The organism is Idiomarina solivarensis, from assembly GCF_033052755.1.
In the GTDB taxonomy this organism is placed as follows: Bacteria; Pseudomonadota; Gammaproteobacteria; order Enterobacterales; family Alteromonadaceae; genus Idiomarina.
This window is the reverse complement of sequence record NZ_JAVFHZ010000001.1, coordinates 266,199-290,872: the sequence shown is the minus strand read 5'-3', so window position 1 is coordinate 290,872 and position 24,674 is coordinate 266,199. Positions and strand designations below refer to the sequence as shown.

The 24,674-nt window shown below is 45.4% G+C and carries 25 protein-coding genes; 7 read left to right on the top strand and 18 right to left on the bottom strand.

The features are described 5' to 3' along the window. Window positions 1–11 precede the first annotated feature (11 nt). Together sbcB and RBK99_RS01385 are read left to right on the top strand one after the other, a co-directional pair. On the top strand, window positions 12–1,451 hold the full coding sequence (gene sbcB, locus RBK99_RS01390; protein WP_317502860.1) for an exodeoxyribonuclease I: 1,440 nt from the start codon (window positions 12–14) through the stop codon (window positions 1,449–1,451). Next, on the top strand, window positions 1,429–3,060 hold the full coding sequence (locus RBK99_RS01385; protein WP_317502859.1) for a GMC family oxidoreductase: 1,632 nt from the start codon (window positions 1,429–1,431) through the stop codon (window positions 3,058–3,060). Before sbcB ends, RBK99_RS01385 begins: the two co-directional genes overlap by 23 nt. Before the next feature lie 30 nt (window positions 3,061–3,090). On the opposite strand, the gene RBK99_RS01380 is transcribed toward RBK99_RS01385, so the two are convergent. Next, complete coding sequence (locus RBK99_RS01380; protein WP_317502858.1) at window positions 3,091–5,421, bottom strand: efflux RND transporter permease subunit; 2,331 nt, start codon at window positions 5,419–5,421, stop codon at window positions 3,091–3,093. Further along, entirely contained in the window at window positions 5,422–6,594 is a 1,173-nt protein-coding gene (locus RBK99_RS01375) for a WD40/YVTN/BNR-like repeat-containing protein (protein ID WP_317502857.1), read from the bottom strand. Window positions 6,595–6,756: 162 nt separating this feature from the next. On the opposite strand from RBK99_RS01375, the gene RBK99_RS01370 reads away from it, so the two are divergent. Further along, window positions 6,757–8,106, top strand: coding sequence for a DUF1329 domain-containing protein (locus RBK99_RS01370; RefSeq protein ID WP_317502856.1), 1,350 nt, complete (start codon window positions 6,757–6,759; stop codon window positions 8,104–8,106). 63 nt (window positions 8,107–8,169) lie between these two features. Here RBK99_RS01370 and RBK99_RS01365 read toward each other — a convergent pair whose 3' ends face one another. Genes RBK99_RS01365 through RBK99_RS01355 form a run of 3 tightly spaced genes read right to left on the bottom strand, consistent with a single transcriptional unit; the run spans window position 8,170 to window position 10,607 of the window. Next, the gene (locus RBK99_RS01365) at window positions 8,170–9,039 is read right to left on the bottom strand and encodes an NAD(P)-dependent oxidoreductase (RefSeq protein WP_317502855.1); all 870 of its coding nucleotides are present in this window, start codon (window positions 9,037–9,039) and stop codon (window positions 8,170–8,172) included. A gap of 2 nt (window positions 9,040–9,041) precedes the next feature. After that, window positions 9,042–9,830: a methyltransferase domain-containing protein gene (locus RBK99_RS01360; RefSeq protein ID WP_317502854.1), complete on the bottom strand. Its 789-nt coding sequence runs from the start codon at window positions 9,828–9,830 to the stop codon at window positions 9,042–9,044. 15 nt (window positions 9,831–9,845) lie between these two features. Beyond that, entirely contained in the window at window positions 9,846–10,607 is a 762-nt protein-coding gene (locus tag RBK99_RS01355) for a Nif3-like dinuclear metal center hexameric protein (RefSeq protein WP_317502853.1), read from the bottom strand. 138 nt (window positions 10,608–10,745) lie between these two features. Between RBK99_RS01355 and RBK99_RS01350 the strand changes: the two genes are divergently transcribed. Further along, window positions 10,746–11,165: a hypothetical protein gene (locus RBK99_RS01350; protein ID WP_317502852.1), complete on the top strand. Its 420-nt coding sequence runs from the start codon at window positions 10,746–10,748 to the stop codon at window positions 11,163–11,165. Between the two features lie 47 nt (window positions 11,166–11,212). Here the strand turns inward: RBK99_RS01350 and RBK99_RS01345 are convergent, their stop codons facing one another. The 11 genes from RBK99_RS01345 to RBK99_RS01295 all read right to left on the bottom strand — a co-directional run bounded on the left by RBK99_RS01345 (window position 11,213) and on the right by RBK99_RS01295 (window position 19,841). Next, entirely contained in the window at window positions 11,213–11,470 is a 258-nt protein-coding gene (locus RBK99_RS01345; RefSeq protein WP_317502851.1) for a DUF3912 family protein, read from the bottom strand. Between the two features lie 82 nt (window positions 11,471–11,552). Next, entirely contained in the window at window positions 11,553–12,080 is a 528-nt protein-coding gene (locus RBK99_RS01340) for a DUF3833 domain-containing protein (protein WP_317502850.1), read from the bottom strand. A 1-nt stretch (window position 12,081) separates the two neighbouring features. Further along, window positions 12,082–12,588, bottom strand: coding sequence for a chalcone isomerase family protein (locus RBK99_RS01335; RefSeq protein ID WP_317502849.1), 507 nt, complete (start codon window positions 12,586–12,588; stop codon window positions 12,082–12,084). Window positions 12,589–12,592: 4 nt separating this feature from the next. Further along, window positions 12,593–13,093: a DUF2878 domain-containing protein gene (locus RBK99_RS01330; protein ID WP_317502848.1), complete on the bottom strand. Its 501-nt coding sequence runs from the start codon at window positions 13,091–13,093 to the stop codon at window positions 12,593–12,595. Beyond that, the gene (locus tag RBK99_RS01325; protein ID WP_317502847.1) at window positions 13,093–14,331 is read right to left on the bottom strand and encodes a class I SAM-dependent methyltransferase; all 1,239 of its coding nucleotides are present in this window, start codon (window positions 14,329–14,331) and stop codon (window positions 13,093–13,095) included. The genes RBK99_RS01330 and RBK99_RS01325 overlap by 1 nt, the downstream gene beginning before the upstream one ends. Before the next feature lie 20 nt (window positions 14,332–14,351). Continuing rightward, window positions 14,352–15,074, bottom strand: a complete 723-nt coding sequence (locus RBK99_RS01320) for a DUF1365 domain-containing protein (RefSeq protein WP_317502846.1) — start codon at window positions 15,072–15,074, stop codon at window positions 14,352–14,354. After that, a complete protein-coding gene (locus RBK99_RS01315) occupies window positions 15,071–16,345 on the bottom strand; it encodes an NAD(P)/FAD-dependent oxidoreductase (protein ID WP_317502845.1) in 1,275 nt (424 codons plus the stop codon). Before RBK99_RS01315 ends, RBK99_RS01320 begins: the two co-directional genes overlap by 4 nt. Then, window positions 16,342–17,073: an SDR family NAD(P)-dependent oxidoreductase gene (locus RBK99_RS01310; RefSeq protein WP_317502844.1), complete on the bottom strand. Its 732-nt coding sequence runs from the start codon at window positions 17,071–17,073 to the stop codon at window positions 16,342–16,344. The genes RBK99_RS01315 and RBK99_RS01310 overlap by 4 nt, the downstream gene beginning before the upstream one ends. Further along, window positions 17,070–17,504, bottom strand: a complete 435-nt coding sequence (locus RBK99_RS01305; protein WP_317502843.1) for a nuclear transport factor 2 family protein — start codon at window positions 17,502–17,504, stop codon at window positions 17,070–17,072. The genes RBK99_RS01310 and RBK99_RS01305 overlap by 4 nt, the downstream gene beginning before the upstream one ends. After that, the gene (gene phrB, locus RBK99_RS01300; RefSeq protein WP_317502842.1) at window positions 17,497–18,903 is read right to left on the bottom strand and encodes a deoxyribodipyrimidine photo-lyase; all 1,407 of its coding nucleotides are present in this window, start codon (window positions 18,901–18,903) and stop codon (window positions 17,497–17,499) included. Before phrB ends, RBK99_RS01305 begins: the two co-directional genes overlap by 8 nt. A 2-nt stretch (window positions 18,904–18,905) precedes the next feature. Beyond that, window positions 18,906–19,841 carry a YbgA family protein gene (locus tag RBK99_RS01295; protein ID WP_317502841.1) on the bottom strand — a complete coding sequence of 312 codons (936 nt, stop codon included), beginning with the start codon at window positions 19,839–19,841 and terminating at the stop codon, window positions 18,906–18,908. 145 nt (window positions 19,842–19,986) lie between these two features. Between RBK99_RS01295 and RBK99_RS01290 the strand changes: the two genes are divergently transcribed. From RBK99_RS01290 to RBK99_RS01280, 3 genes are all read left to right on the top strand, one after another. Next, window positions 19,987–20,565 (top strand): LON peptidase substrate-binding domain-containing protein, encoded by a 579-nt coding sequence (locus RBK99_RS01290; RefSeq protein WP_317502840.1) that lies wholly within the window; start codon window positions 19,987–19,989, stop codon window positions 20,563–20,565. Between the two features lie 88 nt (window positions 20,566–20,653). After that, window positions 20,654–21,274: a sigma-70 family RNA polymerase sigma factor gene (locus RBK99_RS01285; protein ID WP_317502839.1), complete on the top strand. Its 621-nt coding sequence runs from the start codon at window positions 20,654–20,656 to the stop codon at window positions 21,272–21,274. Further along, on the top strand, window positions 21,264–21,941 hold the full coding sequence (locus RBK99_RS01280; RefSeq protein WP_317502838.1) for a ChrR family anti-sigma-E factor: 678 nt from the start codon (window positions 21,264–21,266) through the stop codon (window positions 21,939–21,941). Before RBK99_RS01285 ends, RBK99_RS01280 begins: the two co-directional genes overlap by 11 nt. A gap of 42 nt (window positions 21,942–21,983) precedes the next feature. Here RBK99_RS01280 and RBK99_RS01275 read toward each other — a convergent pair whose 3' ends face one another. After that, window positions 21,984–22,280, bottom strand: a complete 297-nt coding sequence (locus RBK99_RS01275; RefSeq protein WP_317502837.1) for an integration host factor subunit alpha — start codon at window positions 22,278–22,280, stop codon at window positions 21,984–21,986. A gap of 3 nt (window positions 22,281–22,283) precedes the next feature. Further along, a complete protein-coding gene (pheT, locus tag RBK99_RS01270) occupies window positions 22,284–24,671 on the bottom strand; it encodes a phenylalanine--tRNA ligase subunit beta (RefSeq protein ID WP_317502836.1) in 2,388 nt (795 codons plus the stop codon). Window positions 24,672–24,674 lie beyond the last annotated feature (3 nt).

Here is a 24,674-nt window from a genome sequence, read left to right as displayed (position 1 = left end):
CAGTTAGGCTTATGGCACAAAAAGAACAAGAAACTTTCTACTGGCACGATTACGAGACATGGGGTGCCAACCCGTTAGTCGATCGCCCTGCACAGTTTGCCGGATTGCGCACGGATACCAATTTTAATGTTATCGGGCGGCCATTAACACTTTACGCTCAACCCACACCAGACTTCTTACCGAACCCTGAGGCCACGCTAATTACCGGCATAACGCCGCAGCTTGCGATGAAACAAGGCGTTGGGGAAGCGGAGTTCAGTAAAGCCATAGCCAGAGAGTTTCAGCAGTCCAATACCACCATTATTGGGTACAACAACATTCGTTTTGATGATGAAGTGACTCGCCTGTTGTTCTACCGTAACTTTTATGACCCTTATGAATACAGTTGGCAAAATAACAACTCGCGCTGGGACTTAATTGACGTGGTCAGGGCTTGTTTTGCCTTACGCCCCGAGGGTATCAACTGGCCGGATAATGCTGATGGCCAGCCCAGTCTAAAACTTGAGCATTTAAGTGTTGCCAACGATATTGAACACGGTCAGGCGCACGATGCTATGTCAGACGTTTACGCCACCATAGGGTTGGCTAAACTTATCAGCGAAAAGCAACCCAAACTGTGGCAATGGGCTTACAGTATTCGGCGAAAACAAAAACTCCTGGATTTATTCAATTGGCAGGCGCCGGAGCCATTGGCTCATGTCAGTGGCTTTTACGGTACAGCGAATCGTTATTTATCCGCTATTTTACCGCTGGGCTTTCACCCTAAACAGAATAACAACGTTATTGCCTGGGACTTACGTGTCCCGCCTATGGATTTTGCCGATAAGTCGGTAGAAGAATTAACGGATCTAACTTACACCAGTCGCAGAGACTTGGAAGAGCAAGGCCTTACAAAGAGTGGATTACAAAATATCCACCTGGGGCGCTGTCCGTTTCTTGCGCCCGTTAAAACCATTTCTGCTGAAGCTGCCGATAATGCTGCTCTCGATACAGCAGCCCTGGAGGTAAATGCTAAGTGGTTACAAGAAAACAGTGATTTCCGCGATAAGTTGATGCAAGTGTTCGAGCAAACCAAGGCATTTGCACCCAGAACTGATGTTGATCACCAGATATACGACGGTTTTTTCTCGCCTCAGGACAAAAAACATATGGAGATCATCCGTTCCTCAGAACCGCAACAACTGGCCGGCCTGGAACTGGACTTTCAGGACAAGCGTATGGCCCAGTTATTGCTGCGTTATCGCGCGAGGAATTACCCTTCCACCCTAACGGACAAAGAACTGAATCAATGGCGGCAGTTTTGCCAACAGAGGTTATTGCAGCCGCCTGAAGGGATGCTAAGTGCAGAAGAATTCGCGTTGAAACTGGAAGATTTGGCCAATCAGCATCAGGAAGACGCACATAAGTTGCGCTTACTAAAGTCACTGTATGACTACGCCGCATCACTCTAATGCTACAAATTCATTTGATTATATTATAGTCGGAGCCGGCTCTGCCGGCTGTACTCTTGCCAACAGACTAACCGAATGCGGTAAATACCAGGTTCTACTACTTGAAGCCGGCGTCTCTCATGGCGGGCTCTTCTCCGATATGCCTTCGGGTTTTGCCCGTTTTATGCATAGCCGGAAATTCAACTGGCTTTACCGAAGTGATAGGGAGCCTCAACTTACCAATGCAAAAGGTTGCTATACGCCCAGAGGTAAAATGCTGGGAGGCAGCAGCGGCATTAACGCCATGATTTATACCCGAGGTCTACCCAGTGACTATAACGCCTGGGCCGAACAAGGTAACCAGGGCTGGAGTTATAACGACCTGCTGCCCTACTTTAAAAAAAGTGAAAACAACAGTCGTGGTCGCTCAAAATACCACGGGGTTGGCGGTCCCTTAGCGGTATCCGATGTTTCTCCTTACTACCCGGTATCTCACCATTTTTTAGAAGCCTGCAGCGAATACGGTTTAGCCGCTAACCCTGATTTTAATGGCCTCCGGCTCGAAGGCCATGGGCCATTCCAGTTCACGATAAAAGGCGGAAAGCGTTGCAGCGCCTACCATGCTTACCTTAAGCCTGCACTAAAGCGCTCAAACTTAACCCTGTTATCGGGTTGCCTCACCGAGCGGGTGATATTTTCAAATAAAAGAGCAACAGGCGTTTGCTATCAGCAAAATGGTCACCGGTACACCGCCCATGCGGAAAAGGAAGTGCTTCTTTGTGCCGGTGCTTTTAATTCACCTCAGATATTACTCCGCTCAGGCATAGGGGCAGCTTCAGAGCTTGAAAAAGCGAATATCCCCCTTGTTCATGAAAATGTGGCTGTCGGCAAGAACCTCCAAGAGCATGTGGATATCAGTATCCATTGTAAAAACAAAGCCAAAGATGGCCTGACGCTAACACCCTGGAACCTTGTGAAATTATCCGTTCCTTTTGTGCAGTATTTACTGACGAAAAAAGGGCAGCTGGCGCATTCTATAGCCGAAGTTGGTGCCTTTTACCGCTCTTCCGATGCGGTTAAAGAGCCGGACATCCAAATCCATTTATTGCCCGTTATGTTTAATGACAGTGGTTATGACTGGTATCCAACACTAAAACACGGGTTTACCTGTCATGTATGTCTATTGAGGCCTCAGTCACGCGGTGAGATCCGTTTGAATCCTGACGACCCGCTGGGTAAGCCGCTAATCACTTATGGATTTTTAACTCACCATGATGATCAAAACGCCTTACTGAATGGCATTAAAAAAGCCATTAAAATACTAAATCAACCGGCTTTAAACCAGCATAATGGTGGGTTTATATTCCCCAGAATCAACACCAGCGATGCGCAACTTCTGGAGCAAATTAAGTCCAGAGCCGGACTTATCTATCATCCGGTAGGTACTTGCAAAATGGGACCTGTAAATGATCCTGCAGCGGTGGTTGCCCCCAACCTAAAAGTACTTGGAATAGAGAGACTGCGGGTGGTGGACGCTTCTATTATGCCCGCCGTCATTAGCGGTAATACCAACGCTCCCACTATCGCTATAGCAGAAAAAGGCGCCGACTTAGTAAAAGCCGACGCCTAAAGTTACTGACTTACCTTTCGGATAAGCGAGTTACGCTTTTTTATTTCCTACTCTGAACAAACGAGCCAGTGCAGGAATTAATATCAGCGCACCCAACATATTCCAAAGGAACATAAAGGTGAGCAGTATGCCCATATCCGCCTGGAATTTAATTGGCGAGAATATCCAGGTTGCGACACCTATAGCCAGAGTTAACCCTGTAAAGCCAACAGCCTTACCAGTATTGTCCAGTGAGTATTTATAGGTTTCCTGTAACGACATCCCCTGCTGTAAGCCTTCTCTTACTTTGCTGTAGATATAAATACCGTAATCGACACCGATACCAACCCCTAAAGCAATCACCGGCAGGGTTGCCACTTTAATACCAATACCCAGAGTCGCCATTAGCCCTTGGCTCATTACGGTAGTAAAGGCTAAAGGTAAGATAATACAGGCAACCGTTCGAATGCTACGGAACGTCAAAAAGCAAAGAACAATAACAACGCCATAAACCCACAATAACATCTTGTTTTGTGCGTCTTCGATAACAGCGTTTGTTGCCGCTTCAATACCTGAGTTCCCTGCTGCCATTAACAACTCAAGTCCGTCTTCCTGATAGTTACTCTTGAACTCTTTAACTGACGAAACCACGGTTTCTAATGTTTTGGCTTTATGGTCATCCAGATAAATGATGACGGGTGCCATCGAACAGTCATTATTAATCAAACCGTCAGGGATCCGGCTGAGTGACGCATTAATAACATACTGGTTTCGATTAAGGCTAAACCACTTAAGATTCCCTTCGTTAATACCAAACATACCCATTTTAGATACGTACACAACGGATTTAACGTCCTGCACTCCGGCAGTGTTTTCCATATGCCAGCTAAAACGTTCCATCATCTCCAGATTGTCGTAGGCTATGCACTGCTCAGGAGCCGATGCGGCCATGACAACAAAGATATCAGTACTCGAACTGTAGTTATCAACAATAAACGCATTATCCTTGTTATAGCGACTGTCAGGCCTCAGCTCGGGGGCGCCTTTATCTAAGTCGCCAATTGCTAAGTTTTGGCTATTAACCAAGCCCCAGCCCAGCATCACAAGAGCGACAACTAAAGCCGAGTAAGCCCATTTAGGTTGAGTAAACTTAGCGAAGAACTCAAACAGAAAGTGGCGTTCGCCCTCAATTTTCTTCTCATAAGCAATGCCATTTTCTGAAGTACCCAAATACGACATTAAAATAGGCAACAGACCAAGGTTAGTCAGAACAACAACCGCTACACCAATACTGGCTGCAATTGCTAGCTCTTTTATCACCTCAATATCAATAACCATTAACGTGGTAAAACCAATGGCGTCACTTGCAAGTGCTGTTAGTCCGGCAACATAAAGGCCTCGGAAGGCGAGTCTCGCAGCTTTTAGCTTATCAAAGCCAGCAACTCGGTTAGCGCTAATTGCATTGATAATTTGCACGCCATGGGACACGCCTATAGCAAAGACCAGAAATGGTACGAGCATTGAATAAGGGTTAATACCGCTCCCAATCAGTTCAATAATGCCCAGCTGCCAAATAACGGCAATAATAGAACAACCTAAAACCACGAAGGTGCTGCGCCAGCAACGGCTGTATAAATAGAGCATCACCAGAGTAATGGCGATTGCTAATAAGAAGAACAAACCAACCTGTTCTGCGCCTTCAATCAAATCACCAATTAACTTAGCGAAGCCGGTAATATGAATGGCAATGTCTTCACTTTGGTACTTGTCACGAACCAATGTCTCAAGCTTTTGAGAGAACTCCTGATAATCCAGCTTTTTGCCAGTTTCAGGGTTAACCTCATCCAGAGGCACATAAATAATAGTTGATTCAAAGTTATTGGCTACCAGGTTGCCGACTTCGCCCGAACGCAGAACGTTAGTACGCAAGTTTTCAAGTGATTCTTCGCTGCCGTCATAGTCGTCCGGTATCACTGGGCCGCCAACAAAGCCTTCTTCGGTTACTTCCATCCAGCGCACATTGGGCGTCCACAGACTTCGTAGTCCCGAACGATTAACGCCCGGAATGAAGAAGATTTCATCGGTAATTTTTTTCAGTTGCTGTTGAAAGTCCGCTTCAAAAATATCGCCGTCTTTATTCTCAACGGCCACCCGCACAACGTTGCCTAAGCTGGCTAAATCATCCTGATACTCAAAGTAGTTTTGAATAAAAGGGTGATTTGTCGGAATCATTTTTTTCAAACTGGCATCGGGCCGGACCTGTGACGCTTGAAACCCCAAAAAAACAGTCAGTAGTAAAAAGGCAATAAGCCAGGGAGCCCGGGCTGTAAATAACAGCTTTTCTAACCAACCAGCGGGCTTGTTCACATTTGGATTATCCATTTACTGCACTCCCTGTTTCTCAGCCGTGGCTGTTTTCTCACTCTGGGCAGGCCAGTGTAGCAAACCACTGCGGCCTGTCATTAGCCATTCGCCGTTTTCCAGGGTAATGATATCGGTCATCACGGAGCCACTTGGATGAGTTATTTTTTCTACACTGAAATCATTTTTCACTTTAAGGATAACCCCTGAATGACCAACAATTAGCTGATTCTCATTCTCAGAGGTTGTACCCGCTGACAGATTAACACCTACGCCTGTCTCTATTTTGGTAAAACTGTCTCCTTTATCGTCGGAAACAAACGCATTTCCCCGGAGGCCGTATATCCATAAGCGCTGCTGAGTATCGACATGTCCGCCGAACAGCGAGCCGCGATAAGGAGACTCTAACCGCTTCCAATTCTCGCCTTTATCCAGACTCCGAAAGACCATGCCGGACTCACCGGCAATGTACAACGTATCATTGGACCCAAAAATAGCGTTAAGATGATACCCATTAGGGTTATCAAGTTTATCGGCCACTACTTTCCAGGATTTTCCGCCATCGTTAGTCTCTAAAAACGTACCGTAAGCGCCAATAACATATATGGTGTTGTTATCTACGGCATAGACATCAAGCAAAGGTTTACTTGGTCCTTCTTTCATTGCCATTTCAATATTACTTAACCGAAACTGCAAATCTTCAAGCAGCCACTCTATTTCACTTGCTTCGTCGCTGTCATCAACCGATTCAAGACGCTGCTTTAAGTCGCTGATTCGTTGCTCATAATAAATTTCTTCGAGCTTTATCAGATCGAATCCGTCCAGTTTTCTTCGCCAGGTTTTGCCGCCATCTTCGGTTTTTAACAGCACACCGTGATGCCCGGTAGCCCAGCCTATCGTCTCGTTAGAGAACCCAAGACTCGTGATAAGAATACTGCTGTTGACGTCCGCCTGCTGCCACTCGCTATCGGCTGTATCTCGCCAAATAATATTGCCATGAGCACCTGCGGCAACTAAGCGATCACCTACTTGCGTTATCTCAATCAGTACTTCGCTTCGTATCTCATCAGACGGCAATGCCGGTGCAGTGATTACGTCGTAATCCTTTATCGTTGTATCACTTTCCTGAGCCAACAAACTTGTGCTCAGCAGTGCGCCTAGCAACACCCCAACCGGGGCAAAAGACGAACGCATGGAACCTCCTGGGTACTCAAAATGTCATAGGATTGTATAAGCTCAAGATAATTTGAAAACCTTTTTTCGTTAAATTCGTGCTTTTTTTCGTTAAAGTATTGCTTGAGAGGTCAGTCCTCTGGCAAAGTGACATTGGAAAGTAGAACAACAAGGAAAATTATAATGAATAAACTGATGCTAAAAGCTGGCGTACTTGCCATATCGGTGATCTCCGCAAGCGTAGCGGCTGAGGTATCGCCTGAACAAGCGGCTAAGCTTGGTCAAGAGTTAACGTTTATCGGAGCGACGAGAGCCGGAAATGCTGACGGTTCTATCCCCGCGTGGGATGGCGGATACTCTGATCACTCAGTCGAAACTGTGCGTGGAACCAACCCATTTGCAGAAGATGAAATCCTATTTACGATTACTCAAGAGAATCTAAATAAGTACAAAGAAAATCTGACAGATGGCCAAGTAGCCATGTTTGAGAAGTATCCGGACTATAAAATGAACGTCTATCCAACACGTCGTTCAGCAACCTACCCGGACAAGCTCTGGCCAAAAATAAAGTCTAATGCATTAAATGCTGAATTGGCCGCGGGCGGTAATGGTATCGAAGATTTTGATACGACAATCCCATTCCCAATCCCTAAAAGTGGTCTGGAAGTAGTATGGAATCACATTACTCGTTACCGCGGTGGCTCTGTCACCCGAAATATCGCGCAATTCCCGGTTCTTGCCAATGGAGACTACGTCACCGTTGAGCTAAAAGAGACTTTGGTATTCCCTGAGTATCTTGAAACCGGACGTCAGGAAGCTGATGACAACGTGCTGTTCTATTTCATGCAGGAAGTTGAAGCTCCGTCTCGCCTGACGGGTACCGTCTTGTTGGTACATGAAACTATTAACCAAGTTAAAGAAGGTCGTCGGGCATGGATTTACAACGCCGGACAGCGTCGGGTGCGCCGCGCACCGAATGTTGCCTATGACGGACCAGGTACTGCTTCAGATGGCTTACGTACGTCTGATAACTTAGATATGTATAACGGTGCACCAGATAAATACAACTGGGAGTTGAAAGGGAAAAAAGAAGTTTATATTCCTTACAACAACTACAAAATCATGGACCCTGAACTGGCCTATGAAGACATCATTAAAGCCGGTCACATGAATCAGGACTTGATTCGTTATGAGAAACACCGTGTTTGGGTTGTTGAAGGTACGCTTAAAGAAGGCGAGCGTCATATTTATTCAAAACGCGTTATGTATGTTGATGAAGATAGCTGGACAGCTTCTATCATCGATCATTATGACGGACGTGGAGAACTGTGGCGTGTCGGTGAAGCACTGAACGTTCAATTCTACAATCAAGATGTTCCATGGATGGCAGCTGAGGCGTTGTATGACCTAAACTCTGGTCGTTACCTCTCGTTGGGTTTAGCGAACGAAGAAAGCACTTATATGGAGTGGGATATTTCGCCGACTCGCGAAGATTTCACGACAAACGCTTTACGTCGTAAAGGTTTCCGTTAAGTTTCTTTCTTAACCACATAAAAAAAGGAGGCATAGGCCTCCTTTTTTATTACCCTACTCTTCTTATTTTTCCAGACGCGCAAGCAAACTTGAAGTGTCCCAGCGGCTACCGCCCATCTTTTGGACATCCGCGTAAAATTGATCAATTAAGGCTGTCGCCGGCAGTGACACGCCCTGACGCTCGGCCTCTGCCAGCGCAATTTTTAAATCTTTGCGCATCCAGTCTACCGCAAAACCGTGTTCGTAGTGGCTCTCCCACATCGTCTTATACCGGTTCTCCATTTGCCAGGAGCCTGCAGCACCCTGACTGATAGCAGCGACCAGCTTATGAGGATCCAAACCGACCTTACGCGCAAACTGAAGCCCTTCGGACAGCCCTTGTAGCACACCGGCAATACAAATTTGATTGACCATTTTAGCTAATTGTCCACTGCCTGCCGGGCCCATTAGTTGGCGTGTCTTTGCGTAGCATTTGAAAAGTTCATCTGCTGCATCGAAGCTTTGCTGAGTACCGCCGACCATAGCAGTAAGAACACCATTCTCAGCACCGGCTTGACCACCGGATACAGGTGCATCCAGAAATTCAGCCTGCTTTTCTTTTACGGCCTTATCGAGCTCACGTGCCAGCTCCGCAGAAGCCGTCGTATGATCAATTACCAGCGCCCCGGGTTTTAGCTTTGCTAACAAACCATTATCGCCGTAAAAAACGCTACGAACATCATCGTCGTTACCCACACAAACCATCACAAAGTCAGCATCTTCTGCCGCTTCTGCCGGAGTTTCTGCATAGCTGCCTGAATATTCTTTTGACCACTTTTCTGCTTTTTCCTGAGTGCGATTAAACACTTTGACCTTATGACCCGCATTTCTTAAATGCCCCGCCATGGGGTAACCCATGACGCCTAAACCAATAAATGCACATTGCTTTCCCATAGTCACTCCTTCTTACCATCCGTTTTTTTGATAAGCCAGTGTTGGTAACGCCCCAGCTCACGATAAGGCGACAGCTGGTTGTATTTCATTTCAAGTGCCAGCAATTCATCAAAGCGCTGCTGATGCTCTATGTTACGTAAGTAGTCATGAAAACACCGAACACCCGTTTTTTGTTGTACTTCCAGCCCCTCAATTTGCAACCAACGGTCAACATCTTCTGGTACTGCTGGGTTTTGCGGACTTAACCGAACCGTCTTTTTAACCTTTAAACCACGTTCAATATAGTCAAAATTGCCATAAATAGCGTTCGCAAATAACTGGGCATGGTGATTATAAAACATCAAAGAAAGTGTGCCGCCGGGCTTTAATAACGAGGCCAGCTGTTGGAGCGCAAGCTCAGTATCCGGCAACCACTCCAATACGGCATGGCATAGAATAATATCGTACTGAGTGGGCGGCTGTTGGTTGACCAAATCGGCTAAACTTGCCGAAAGATACTCACATTGCTCGCCCAAGCCTGAGGCTTTATGCCGACGCTCTGCTTCTTCAACCATTTCAGTTGATAAGTCAGAATGCACCACACTAAAACCTTTTTTCTGAAACCATTGATTGACCTGGCCTAACCCAGCACCAACGTCCAGAAGTAAGCACGGCTGAGCGGATAATAACGGTGCTAAATCGCGCTCCAGTACCTCCATGCGCAGTCGGCCCTTGGTCGTATCGTAAATTGATTTAGAAAACTTCTGGCTAATGCCACTGAAGTCACCACGTTCTTGCGTCTTCTTATTCATTTGCTGCTTCTTTCATTAGGCCGGACTATCAATATCAATAAACTGAACATCCAGTTTAAACTGGCTCGCTATGTGCTCGCCCAATGCTTTCGCCCCATAGCGTTCAGTGGCATGATGACCCGCCGCAAAAAACGCCACTCCCTGTTCACGGGCGCTGTGAATTGTTGGTTCTGAGACTTCACCAGTAATAAACGCGTCAACGCCCAACTGTGCCGCCCTGTCGATGAAACCTTGTCCACCGCCAGTGCACCACGCAACTCTCTTAATGGTGTTTAGGCTGTCCACGCGACAAACCAGCTGGCGCTGCAAACGTTGCTCTAACAAAGTAGCAAACTCATCGCAGGAAACGGGTTCGGCTAAGCTTCCGGTAACGAGTGGGCATGCGGGATCAGCGGGGTCAACAGCACCATCAAATTGCCACTCCATGAGCTTCGCTAGTTGAGCGTTATTTCCAAATTCAGGGTGAACATCTAGCGGCAAATGGTAAGCAAATAAATTAATGTCATGTTTTAACAACTGCTGTAAGCGACGCTTTTTCATGCCGATCACTTCTGCCGGTTCACCTTTCCAAAAGTAGCCATGATGGACGAGTATCGCGTCCGCATTCTCGTCAACCGCCCTATCAACTAAAGCCTGACAAGCGGTCACGCCACTGACTATTTTTTGTATCTCGGTCTGACCCTCAACTTGAAGTCCGTTAGGACAATAATCTTGAATCTGGCTACTGTTTAATAGCTTATTGAGATAATTCTGTAACTCGTTTCTATTGATAGGCATAGTAAAAACTAAATTGAGTGTGTGAATAGCGTCAGTTTAACCGAAATTAGACAATAATCCGAAAAAACGGTATAAACGAAGAGTGGAGTATTTTTATACAAACCCTTTAAAACAAACCTTGAATAAAGGAACACTTGAATGAGCAATCTGGATAAAGAAAAGGTAATCGCTGAGTATACCGAAGCTTATCAAAAGGCTCACGGTAAAAAGCCTAAAATAGAGAGCAGTAACGGTTGGTACAGTGTAGACGGTGGTAAAAACGTTCGCCTTGCGCAGCTAGCCGATGAAGCAAAAGCACTTGGTCAAGAAAAGAAAGCGGCGCCGAAAAAGTCAGAGTCTAAAAAGTCAGAGTCTAAAAAGGCTGAGCCGAAAAAAACCGAGACTAAAAAGCCAGCGGCCAAAAAAGCTGAACCTAAGAAAAAACCAGCGACAAAATCGACTGCGAAGAAGTCTCCGGCTAAAAAGTCCAGCTCAGGTGGCCTAACCGCAAAAGAACTCTGGAAGCAAAAGCTAGAAGGTAAAGACAGTAGTTGCCGTTTACCCAGAGGCACAATATAACTTAACGCACACAACGCAAAAAGCGACCATTAAGGTCGCTTTTTTACTTATAGTACATCGGGATTTTTGCCAGCGACGCGGTCAATAGGGATTTTAATTTTGCGATAACGGTGCACAAGAAAATCGCAACGTTTAAAAATAACCTTTTCTGAACCAAAGTCCGCCTGGGAAATTAGAAAACGCTCGTTATCCAATGACTTTGCGATTATCCCTAACTTTCCCTGATGCGGACCGCGCTTAATAAAAACCGTCTGCCCTTGGATGCGGGGATTGTTATAAGAAAATGTCGGATAATTAATGGCCACTGCAATTTCCCTAAACCTTTAAGGCTTCATCAATGCGTCGATTATACTCATATTATCGGTTGCCGACAGAGATTCTTGATATTTATTTCTTGCCGATATAAAGCGTGATCTCTCCAACAGGAATTCCCCACTTATACATAGCGGTCCGGTTAATCATGTTATTTTCGTCTATAAGGTAAAGCCAGTCGTCCAGAGTGAGTACCATCGGCTTGCCGTCAACCTGAACCTCCAACTGGTATTCCCAGTTAAGAACGTTTCCTGCGGTGGTTCCTTTAGCTACACCTTCAATATCGTCAGCTCGACCTTCATAGCTATTAGGTCCAGTTTTCGTTATGTGCCACACCCGCTGCTGCTCTCTACCGTCGGCGTACGTAAAGTGCTCATCCAGAACACCTTTGTTGCCATTCCAGGTTCCTGTCATAGTCACTTCAAAACGTTGAATAACTTCACCGCTATAGTCCTGAACCATACCATAGGCTACTAACTCACCCTTAAAGAACTCTTCCAGTTTTAACTCCGGCTTTGTTGCCTTGTAGGTGTCAATTCCTGTTGAGCAGGCTGACGTGAGAAACATCAGCACCGTCACTGCAAATACTCTTAGCGTATTCATTTTATTTTTCTCCAATTAGCTCTTTTCGTTCAGATTCAAAGCGACTGTTCTTTGATAGCCAAATGGCCAAAAACTGGTTGGTAAACTCTTTGTCATCAATTGTGCCAAGTAACTTTTCTCCTTGGTAGAACGCTGCAGAGCCTGACTCCTCTTCAACCAGTAGCAGACAATCACCCTCTTTAATATCAGGCCAAATAGAGCCCAGCTGGTTTAGCCATTCATCGTGGCTGCCACTCTCAAGCTCGAGCTTCTGCCATTCTTCTTCCGTTGTTTCAATTAAGTCTTTTGCTTTAATATCTCTTAGGTACTCTAGCAACAGAGCTTGACGCTCTTCTTTCTTATAACTTCCTGACGGGCTGTATAATACGGCATCATATACATCCCAGAAATACACACTCAATCGCGTTTCACCCACCTTAGAGAAGTTTTCCGGCACTGAACGCGTGCATTGCGCGGCTAAAGAGCTCACACTAAAAAGCGCAACTAAAACAGCTAAAATGAACCTCATAACCCTACACTCCCTGCTTTTTCTTGGGCGACATGGAAAACACTAAATAGGCCATCATTAATCCCCAAACAACAGCATAAGTTGCAATAACCAGAGGTATTGACTCTACCGTTCCTGCATTAAGCTTTATTCCCGCTATATAACTGATGGGGCCTGACACTGCGCCAATTAAAACCGCAAAGAGCGGCTTCGGAACAAGCCAGTCCAGTGCAACAGGTGCCATTGACGAGAACCCTAGCCAAAGTATCACTAGCCATAGTGGAAAGTAGCCACCGGCGAAATCAATAACCCCGAGACTGATGCTAATAGCTTCCAGCAGTAGCCCTACGGCAAATAGCCGCAAAATTAAGGTCCAGCTGACTTTTGCAACCGCTACGCTGTAGAAGAACTGTAAAGCCAGCAAAAGACCACTAAGAAAGATATAGCTTTCGCGCCCGGCTACCGCACTGAACCAAAGTACGTTGAACAAAACAAAACTGACAATTTTATGCTGAAGAGAACTCATCAGTAGGCCTGCGCTTTGCTTGCGGTAACTTGTACAACGGACACTCTTTGCTCCAGAAAACCACCTTCGCAATAACTAAAGTAGTAGTTCCAGAGCCGTGAAAAGCGTTCGTCATACCCCAGCTTTTCCAGTTCCAGTTGCTTTGCGTTAAAACGTTGCTCCCATTGCTGTAATGTTTTCGCGTAACTTAGACCAAAATCATGAACATCTCGCACGACTAAGTCGGTGTAGCGGGTAAACAGCTGGGTCATTTGGCTTAGCGACGGTAGAAAGCCACCGGGGAAAATATGCTTTTGAATAAAATCGACTGAACGTGCGTAAGATACAGCTCGTTGGTCGGCTATTGTTATTGCCTGCAGAGCCATTTTCCCGTCTTCTTTCAATAACGCATTGCAGGTTCTAAAAAACGTGGGTAAATACTCTTTGCCCACCGCTTCAATCATTTCTACAGAAATTAATTTGTCATATTGACCTTCTAAGTCACGGTAGTCTCGTTTTAGCAGCTCAACTTTATCCGTTAAACCTGCTGCCTCAACTTGCGACTTAGCGTACTGATACTGTTCTTCTGAAATGGTGGTAGTAGTTACTTTACACCCGTAGTTTTTAGCGGCGTAAATAGCCAGGCCCCCCCAACCGGTACCAATTTCAAGTAAATGATCGTCGGCAGTCAAATCCAAAGAGTCGCATAACCGCTTCATCTTATGGCACTGCGCCTGCTCCAGTGAGTCTGTCGGACTTTTAAAAAGCGCACTTGAATACTGCATGGCTTCATCGAGAAAACGGGTATAGAGCTCATTTCCTAAGTCGTAGTGAGCAGATATGTTCTTCTTTGCCTGCCCTTTGTGGTTTCGATTATTCCAGTGCTGGTATTTATTAAAAGGAAAGGTTAACCACGCCAGCCTTGTTTCCAACTTATCTAAAGCGGGTAAATTCCGCGCAAAAATACGGATGACTGCGGTCAAATCCGTCGTGTCCCAGTGCTTATCGATATAAAGTTCAGCGGCACCTATACTGCCGCCCGTGACCAAGCGACGGTAAAAGGACGAATCTTTAACATCAATCTCAGCGAACAAATCTTTATCCGGGCTGCCGAATGTTTCAATTAAGGTTCCCTTTTCTTTTATCGTCAATTGCCCATATTCCAAATGAGCCAGTAACTTAAATGCGATAGTTCGGAAAAGTTTGTCCCATACGCCATATTGAATTGGCGCCACCATTGTCGTTTCACCACTAGACATACATACTGCCTTCTAATTATTTAGCTACCTGGATTTCCGTAAAATGGAACCCGCTTGATAAAAAGCTTTAATGCCTGCCAATAAATGCCGGAAATAATTTTCACAGCCATGACAGGGGTTGTTCTTAATACGCGGTAAATTGCACTAAGGTTTAGCGCTTGCCGATTTAATTTCATGCCGGCAACAAAATCCTTATGCTGTTGGTGCGCACTCAAAATAATTTTGAGGGTGTCTGTGGGGGCTTCTATTTCCCAATGATAAGTCATATCCATTGGGTTAAAAGGTGAGACATGGAATTGTTTTAGGGTTGTAGGAGACTCTTCGGAAAGATCAACTAAATAGTAATGGCGTTTGAGCCAGGGAGTATTGCTCACTTCCGCAAGCATGTGAGTATATTCACCGCTGTGATCGCGAAGAAAATAGAAATTAACCGGGCTAAAGAAAATACCGAACGTACGAATATTCCCAACAAAAACAATATCACCGGTTAGCGTCTTACCGGCCAAAGAAGACATCTTACTTAGTGCTGCCCGCTGTAAGCTCCCTTCTTCATCTTTGAGGTAATCTTTCCGGCGGAACCACAAAGGAGCAAAACCTTTACTGGATAACCAACGACTTATTGAACCGACTTGCTCAAGCTCGGACAAATCGATACACCACTGTTGGAAACGATAATTAAATGCATGGTGCTTAGGGCGATGCCTTACATGAAAGACATCTCCCCAATAAACGGCGCTTTTCATGAGTTTTCAATCGCCACCGTATTAAATCGATTAACCACATCAATAGCGCTTCTGACCCCATCTTCGTGAAAACCGTTATACCAGTATGCGCCCACAAAATGTGTGTTATTTTTTCCACAAATAAGATCGCGTTGAGCTCTGGCTTTCAGTGAATTAACTGAGTATTGAGGATGGTCGTAGTTAAAGGTTTGAATAATTTCATCAGGGTCAACCGCCGCCGTATTATTCAACGTAACGCAAACGGTTCTATCACACTGTAACCCCTGCAGAATATTCATATTGTAAGTAACTGAACTCGGCTTTTCTCCGGTCTCGTCACCCTCACGCAGTAAATAATTCCAACTCGCCCACGCACGTCGGTTATTTGGAAGTAAACTCTCATCAGTATGCAGGACAACTTCATTTGAACAATATTTTATCGCACCAAGGACACGACGCTCATCCTCGGTAGCATCGTCAATTAAGGGCAATGCTTGATCGCTGTGACAGGCAAATATCACTTCGTCGAAATATTCTTCGTCGCCATTACTAAAGAATAAAACAACTTGCTCTTTCTGGCGTTTAACTGAAAGAATTCTACTGTTTAATCTAATACTGTTTTTGAATGGCTCCGTCAGCATTGGAATATAAGCTCGAGACCCACCAATTAAAGTATGCCATTGAGGTCGGTCGCTCACATTCAATAAGCCGTGATTATCGAAAAAACGAAGGAAGAAGCCTAAAGGAAAATCTTTTGCATCGGCCAAACTAGCAGACCAAATAGCGGAGACCATCGGTAAAAGATAATAATGTGAAACAGTCTCAGGGATATCATTCTGGGTTAAAAATTCAGATAACGTCATATTATCTAACTCGTTTACATCCCCTTCCAATGCGTTCTTTGCCGCCGTATTAAATTTAAGAATCCCCTGCAACAGACGGTAAAAAGAAAGGCTCAATAAATTTTTGCGCTGGGCAAACAACGTATTCAAATTGTGACCATTAAACTCCAGGCCAGATTTTGGATCACGGACGCTAAAACTCATTTCGGTATCGCGCCAGGCCACTTTCAACTCGCTCAGTAGGCGCTTAAATCGGGGGTAGGTCTTATCATTGAAGACAATAAATCCAGTATCGATTGCAAACATACTGCCGTTAATTTTCACATCGCTGGTGCTAGTATGTCCGCCAATATAATCGTTTTTCTCAAAGACACTAACCTGGTGTTCCCGGCTTAAGTAATAAGCACTTGTTAAGCCGGCAATACCACTCCCAATAACCGCTATTTTCATGACGACTGCTTCCTTGCCATTTGCTCTGATAATTTAACTTGTAAACTTTCCGGAAAAATTGACATTAACTTTAGTAAGCTGCTGAACACCCATGGGAATGCGATATCACGTTTACCTTTTCTAATCCCTTTGATTATCGCTTGTGAGGCGAACTCTACATCGACCCGCATTGGCATCTCAAAATCATTGGCATCAGTCATTGGTGTTTTAACAAACCCCGGTGAAACCGTTTGAACCTTAATTCCTCTTGGTTTTAAATCCACCTCTAAACTTCTGGCTATATAATGCATTGCCGCTTTCGAACCGCCGTAGGCCTGCGCTTTAGTAAATGGCAAAAGCCTCGCCAAACTGTCAACAATGACCAGGCGCGCTGAGGGATTAAATTGAGGGAGCATTGCTTCAACGCAATTCATGGTGCCAAACACATTCACCCGGAATACCCGCTCAAACATATCCGCATCAAAATTATTTGTATCCAGATACTCGCAAACACCTGCGCATAGAATAGCAACGTCGATATCATTCACTTTAGCTAACGCCTCTTTCGTTGAGGCTTTGTCAGTAATATCAAACGAGCTGCAGGTAATTTTATCTGGATGATTCTTTTGAACCTCTGATAAAGCCTCACTGTTCCGCCCACAGACAACCACGTTGTGTCCATCGGATGCATAATCCAAAGCAAGCTGACGGCCAATACCTGATGATGCACCAGTAATTAAGATATTCATTCTTCTGTCAGCCTCTTTTTAATTTTGTCGATAACATAACCCACAAGAGGAACATGCTCATAAAGCATCGCACCCAGATCGTAATAATCTCTCTGCTCTCTCACTTTTCCGTCTTCAAATGTCATGTAAGAGACACCCGGCAGAATAATTTCCATGCCGTTCGCCAGCTTGGGGTGGGCATACCGCATCTGCCAGGTAAGAAATGCTTGCTCATTTCCGACACACTGATCATCAAAGGCAAAGTGACAATATTCAACATTTTCCATGGTGTGTTTCAAATACTGACGAAAGTCTTCTAGCCCAACGACATGCTGTAATGGGTCAGTAAACGAAATTTCCTCATGGTAAAGCTCATCTAAATCGTCAAGATTTTCTGTTTTTAGCTCATCGTAGAATGACTGTAGCTTTTCAACTAATTCACTGTTATCCATGTTTCACCTGCTTAAACCTTGTTAAGAATCGTTCGCGTGCGAATCTATGCTCAACCACGGGTTCGCAATAGTTATTACTGCTTTTTTGCTGAAGCCAACTATGCGGCCAGTGAATATGCTTTGTTGGTACTTCTTTAAGCTCGTTAACCCATTTACGAATGTAGTCTCCGTCAGGATCAAATTTCTCACTCTGCCTAACCGGATTAAAAACCCGAAAATAAGGGACGGCATCTGTTCCTACGGATGCGCTCCACTGCCAGCCCCCATTATTTGCCGGAAAACTGCCGTCAATAAGATGCTTCATAAAGAAGGCCTCACCTTTTCGCCAGTCCACCATCAGATCTTTTACCAGAAAGTTAGCGGTTATCATCCGTAAGCGGTTATGCATCCAACCCGTCGATGTCAATTGACGCATTCCGGCGTCAACAATTGGGTAGCCAGTTCGCCCCTTGCACCAGCACTGAAACGCGTTGTCATCATCTAACCACTGTATCCTGTCAGTTTCCGTCTGAAAGCTCTCGCCTTTTGATAAACGAGGGACAAAATACATAAGATGTTGATAGAACTCCCGCCAGGCCAGTTCCGTGAGCCAGGTATCCGCCCCCGTCGGCAGGCCAAAAGGAAACTCTGGAGACATTGAGTGTAAAGCCCGCGCAGCGGTCTGGGGACCAACAACACCAAGCGCAAGATAAGCTGAAAGCTGAGAGGTTCCAGTCTGCGCAGGGAGATCCCGGGCTTGTTGATAGTTTTCAATACTATGACCCACAAATTGCCCCAATTTACCCAAAGCTTCCTGTTCGCCAGCAACCCAGTGCGAAGAATCTCTGCTTTTCCCAGGACAGTTCGGAAGTCCTTTAGCTATTACAGGCTCAAAAGAGTGAGCTTGCAATGGCTCACCGTAATTCATTTCATTAAGAACTTGCCGCCAACGGCGATTAAAAGGAGTAAATTTTTTATAATACTCGCCCTGCTGTGTTCTAACCTGACCCGGCGCAACTAAGACATTTCCATGATGGCGAACCAGCTCAATGTCATCGCGACTTAATACGGCCTCAACTGCTGCATCCCGGCGTTTTTCATCTAACGCATACTCAGCATTTATCTGCATACGTTCAACATGGTTCTCATGACAAAACTGTCTTATAGCGCCGGGGACCTGACTAAACTTGGGTACGAGCTGCACTTCAAGCTGAATGCCTTTTTCAGCTAAACCCTGCTGCAGAGATTCCAAGTTACGCCAGAGAAAGTCGATCTTTATTGGTGCCCAGTTATGTCTCTCCCACGTTTCACAACAGGCAAAGAAGACAGCCAATGGCGGCTGTTCGCCATTGCACGCATCGAAAAGTGCCGGATTATCTAGCGTTCTTAAATCACTACGAAACCAAATAGCTTGTCGCATTACTAAAGTCCATAACGTAGTTTTAAATCATCGGGGTATGGGCTCAAATACCACTGCCCTTCTAAATACTCTTTGGGGAATTCACGTAAATAATGGCGTATGAGTGTCAGAGGTGACATTAAAGGCAAGACACCATCATGGTATTGCAGAATGATATCGCTCAGCTCTTCACGCCGTTCATGAGCAAGATCAGATTTAAAATACCCCTGTATGTGCTGAAGTACATTGGTATGATTCTTTCGCGACGCAGGTTTTGACAGTGCCTCCATAACATCAACAATATATTGCTGGGCAAAGGCTTTATCTATTATTTCCTGTTCACCAACTCGCTTACCTAATTCCCGGTAACGCTGCTGGTTATGCGCTAATAGAAGTAATTTGCAACGCTGGTGAAACTGAAGAAGCTGATGCTTAGTCAATTTCTGCATCGTCTTTTTCCATTGATTAAACACGTAAACCCGCATCACAAAGTTTTCACGCAAATGAGGGTCGTTAAGCCGACCGTCTTCTTCCAGGGGGAGCGCGGGGTTATTTTCGTGAAGGCGTGCAGCAAATATTCCCATGGCAGCCTTTTGAGCGTGTCCGGTTTCGGGGTCGTATAACTTAACCCGCTCCATTCCGCAACTGGGAGACTTCGCGCAGAGAATGTAACCGCTAAGCTCATCAATTTTCACTTGGGCTTTATCTGCAAAAGCCGATAACTCTGACGTTACATTTTGCCCGGTTTTAGGCACAACAGCCTGCACTCCATGGTGTTGCTCCAGCCTTATAGTCGGTCTGGGAACCGGCATACCGATACCCACTTCAGGACAAAAACGCACGAGTTCAATGTGCCGGCTGAGTTCATCAACACAAAATGAGGATTTCTTGTGGCCTCCGTCAAACCGGACTTCATCGCCCATTAAACAAGAGCTAATACCAACTTTCAGTTTCACCATAAAATCCTTATTAAAGTTTCTTCAAATTAATGTACGCCATACCAGGAAAAATAGTTTGTCATTTATGCGATAAAAAAGATCCAACCTTACCCACGTCGACGTAATGCTTGTTATAGGTTCCAAGTCGCTAACCAACTGAGGTTATATGCAGCAGTACCAGCAGTTACCGCTATTCCCGCTCACCGCGCATATAATGCCGGGCGGTCGCATGAAATTGAAAGTGTTCGAGCCACGTTATACCCGGTTAGTAAAGGACTGCCTGCAAAGTGACAGCGAGTTTGTCGTCGCTATGTTCAATAACGAACATGCAGCAACATCGGACGACTACTTACTTCCCTATGCAACCACAGTTAAAATCATCGATTTTGAACCCCGTGACGATGGCTTACTGGGCATAACCGTTGAGGGTAAAAACCGTGTTCGCATTGATGAGCATTGGTCTGAAAAAGATAAATTACGATTTGGAAAAATTGAATATCTTGAAAACTGGCCCGAGCTCTCTCTAGATGCTAACGCCAATAAATTAAAAACCCGGCTACAAGAAGCGTTTGAAACCTACCCTGAACTGTCCGAGCTACTGCCCGATTTGGGTTACGAGAAACTCGATTGGATTTGTTCTCGTTGGCTGGAAATACTGCCACTGGATGTTTACACCAAGCAAGAATTGATTCGAAGCGAAAACTGTCTTAAAGCAAAAGAATATCTGTTAGACTTAATCCGTTAATTGAGTAAACATTCTGCCATCTGGGTGATCCAGTTTTTCCGACGCCCCGTAATAGTTAGAACATTGTGCGAAAGTAGCAGGTCTAATTATGCAAATGGTGTCAGGAAGAACATCGAACCGGGGGTCTATGACTACCACCCAGACAGACGCTGCAGAAAAAGCAGCTGAACTGCTGGCAAAGATAGCAGAAAATAGAAGTCGTGCTGCCTTTAGTGAACTTTTTAGGCAGTTTGCGCCAAAGCTGCAATCTTACGCTACAAGACAATTTGGTAATGAACAGACAGCTATGGACTTGGTACAGGAAACGATGACCAATGTCTGGCATAAAGCTCATTTGTTCAAGCCTGACCGTGGGTCACCATCCACCTGGATATTTACGATAGCGCGTAACATTCGCTTTGATTTACTGCGAAAGAACAAGAAGCGCAAAGATGATATCAGTGCGGATGAACTTTGGCCTATCCTCTCAGAACAGACCGATAGTCTGGATGACGGATACGCGTTAGATCACGACGTCCTGATGCAGGAAATATCATTTTATTACGCCCAGTTGCCGGACGCGCAACGGGTGGTTATTGAAAAGATTTATATTGAAGGAAAATCCCAGCAGGAAGTATCTGATGCATTGGGAGTTCCTTTAGGGACAATTAAGTCCCGAACTCGTCTAGCATTAAAAAAATTGAAAGAGTTGATAGTCGATGATGATTAAATCACACCCAGGCGAAGGCCATTTATATCAGTACGCTGCTGGCGATTTAAGCGCAGCAATGACGCTCGTCGTTGGAACACATATTGATATGTGTAAAACCTGCCGTCAGACAGTGTGCGAAATTGAGCAAAAGTTGTGCGAAGAAAACATAGACACTCTAGTCAGTGTTGCCAGTACAACCATGAGCAAATCTCAATGTGACCAAATGCTGGAAGCTATATTTGCCTCGTCTGCGTGCAATAAACCGTCGTATCAGCCAAATGAGATGTTGTCTCTGGAAGGTCGCCGGTTTACTTTGCCGCGGACTTTAGCGCATAACAGTCATCGTATAGGTGAGTGGTCAAAGTTAGTCGGAAAACTATGGCGCGCGCCACTGACGCTGGACAATGGCAACCAAACCAATTTAATTTACATGGCGCCGGGAGCAAAAGTTCCGGAGCATACTCATAAAGGGCAGGAAGCGACCCTGGTTATCGATGGCGTTTTTAACGATGAGCAAAATGAGTATCGGGATGGTGATTTTATCTTGTTGGATCCAAGCCGGACCCATACGCCGGAAACACATGATGAAGATTGCCTAACCTTAGCAACACTGGATGCACCACTGCATTTTACTTCTGGCATAAGTCGGTTGTTAAACCCGTTTAGCCAACTCTTTTTCCGCTAATTACGAACCCACAGCTAAAGCTTAAACGAAAAGAGCCTGAAGTTAACCTTCAGGCTCTGCATTTTCCACTCGGCTTTTGAATTTCTGACCCGGCTTAAAAGTAACTACCCGGCGCGCAGAAATTGGTATTTCCTCGCCCGTTTTAGGATTTCGTCCAGGGCGCTGACTTTTAGTCCGCAGTTCAAAGTTGCCAAAACCTGACAACTTCACCTGCTCGCCTTTTTCCAAAGCAACTCTGATTTCTTCAAAAAAATCTTCAACTAACACTTTGGCATCTTGCTTATTAATACCGTATTTGTCGAACAACACTTCTGCCAGTTCTGCCTTGGTCAGCGCCATAGTTTAATCCCTCAATGTTGCATTAAACTCACTCTTTAATGTCTCAATAAATTTCGTCATAAGCTCAGTAACTTCAGCTTCTTCTAACGTTTTGTCACTGTCTTGTAGAGTCACGGATAAGGCCAGACTTTGCTTACCTTCCGGCACACCGTCACCAACGTAAACATCAAACAAGTTTAGGTCAACTAACTGTTTTACGCCAACATTTTCCATCGCAGCAATTAGCTCGCCCGCCGCAACTTGCTTATCAACCACCAATGCAAGGTCTCGTCGAATCGATGGATAGCGCGATACCGGCTTAGCTTGCGGTAATGGTCGTTGGGCTACTGCCGATAGAGCCAACTCAAAAACGAAAGTGCGTTGATTAAGACCCAATGCCTTATCAAATTTTGGATGCAAAGCGCCAATATCGCCAACTTTTTCTGAGCCACAGTAAATTGCTGCAGACTGCCCCGGGTGCAAAGCCGGGTTTTGTGACGCGACAAAGCGAAACGCTGCAGCATTACCGGTTTGCGCCAATAAAGCTTCAACATCCCCTTTTACATCGTAAAAATCAACGCCACGATCACCTTCAGACCAGTGTTCAGAATGTGCCTTGCCAGACCGTATCCCACTAATCACCGCTTCCTGCCGAACACCATTTTCTGCGGACTCATCAGGAATAAACCGTAATCCCGTTTCTACAAACGCTAAAACGGCCTGCTGACGCTTTTGGTTATGAGCTACAGCACCGACTAGCCCCGGCCATAAACTCACGCGCATGGAAGACATATCTACAGAAATTGGATGTGGCAAGGTTAAAGCAGCTGTTTCATCAAACATCAGTGCTTGATGCTTAGGATCAACAAAGCTGTACGTTATTGCTTCCTGATATCCACGGCTGACCATGGAGTCAACAAGCTTATGGACGCTTAGTTCACTCTCTTTGCGCTCAGTCATGCGTAACTGAGCTGCCGGAGGAGCAGCCTGAATTGAGTTGTAGCCGTAAATGCGCGCAACTTCCTCAATTAAATCCTCTTCAATACTCAAGTCAAAACGGTAGGATGGAATACCGACTTGCCATTGCTGTCCGTTGAATGAGACATCGAAACCTAAACGTTCCAAAATTTCAGTTACGCTGTCGTCAGCAATACTGACACCCAGAACTTTTGCCAATCGGCTAATTCTTAGTGTGATATCACCACGTTGTGGTAAAAACTCTTCTGCAACTGCTTCTGTTACCGGACCGGCTTCGCCGCCACAAATAGTAAGCAGTAGTTCAGTCGCTCTTTCCATTGCAGCCCGCTGAAGCTGGGGATCAACACCCCGTTCATAGCGGTGTGATGCATCGGTGTGCAAGCCATACCGACGCGCCTTACCCAAAATGGCATCCGGTGCAAAGAACGCGCTTTCGAGGAAAATATTTTTGCTGTTTTCGGTCACACCGCTATTTTTTCCGCCGTAAACACCTGCCATAGCTAACGCTTTCTTGTCGTCAGCGATAACTAACGTATTCTCATCCAACTCAACTTCTTGTTCATCAAGCAGAGTCAGCTCTTCTTTAGGCTTTGCCAGACGAACCGTAATATTGCCTTCTAATGCATCTAAATCGAAAGCGTGCATCGGATGACCCAACTCAAGCAGAACGTAGTTAGTGACATCGACAACAGGGTCAATGCTACGAATACCACTACGTCTCAGCTTTTCTGTCATCCATACAGGCGTTGGGCGAGTTAAATCGACGCCTTTGATAACACGTCCTAGATAACGCGGGCATTGCTCTGCCGCAGCTAACGTAATAGTTAATGCATCCTCAATACTGGCTGCAATTTCACTACTGTTGGGTGCTGTGACATCCAGACGGTTCAGGACACCCACCTCGCGGGCAATGCCCCGAATACTTAAGCAATCACCGCGGTTCGGTGTTAAATCAATATCAATGCTGTTGTCATCAAGTTGCAAATACTCGCGATAATCTTTCCCTACCGGAGCATCTGCCGGCAACTCGATAATACCGTCATGCTCATCAATAAGGCCTAGCTCTTTAAACGAGCACAGCATGCCATTAGATGGCTGCCCACGAAGTTTTGCTTTTTTAATTTTAAAGTCACCAGGTAATACAGCACCGACTTTAGCTACGGCAACTTTAATACCCAAACGGCAATTCGAGGCACCACAAACAATATCAACTGGCTCGTCATCACCAACGTCGACTTTGGTTACCTGTAATTTATCTGCATCTGGGTGAGGACCACACTCAATCACTTCACCAACGACGACAGTATGGAATTCATCGGCAACCGGCTCAACAGCATCTACTTCAAGGCCAGCCATACTGAGCTGTTCACTCAATCCATGACTGCTGATGTCGGGGTTAACCCATTCCCTTAACCATTGTTCACTGAATTTCATTAC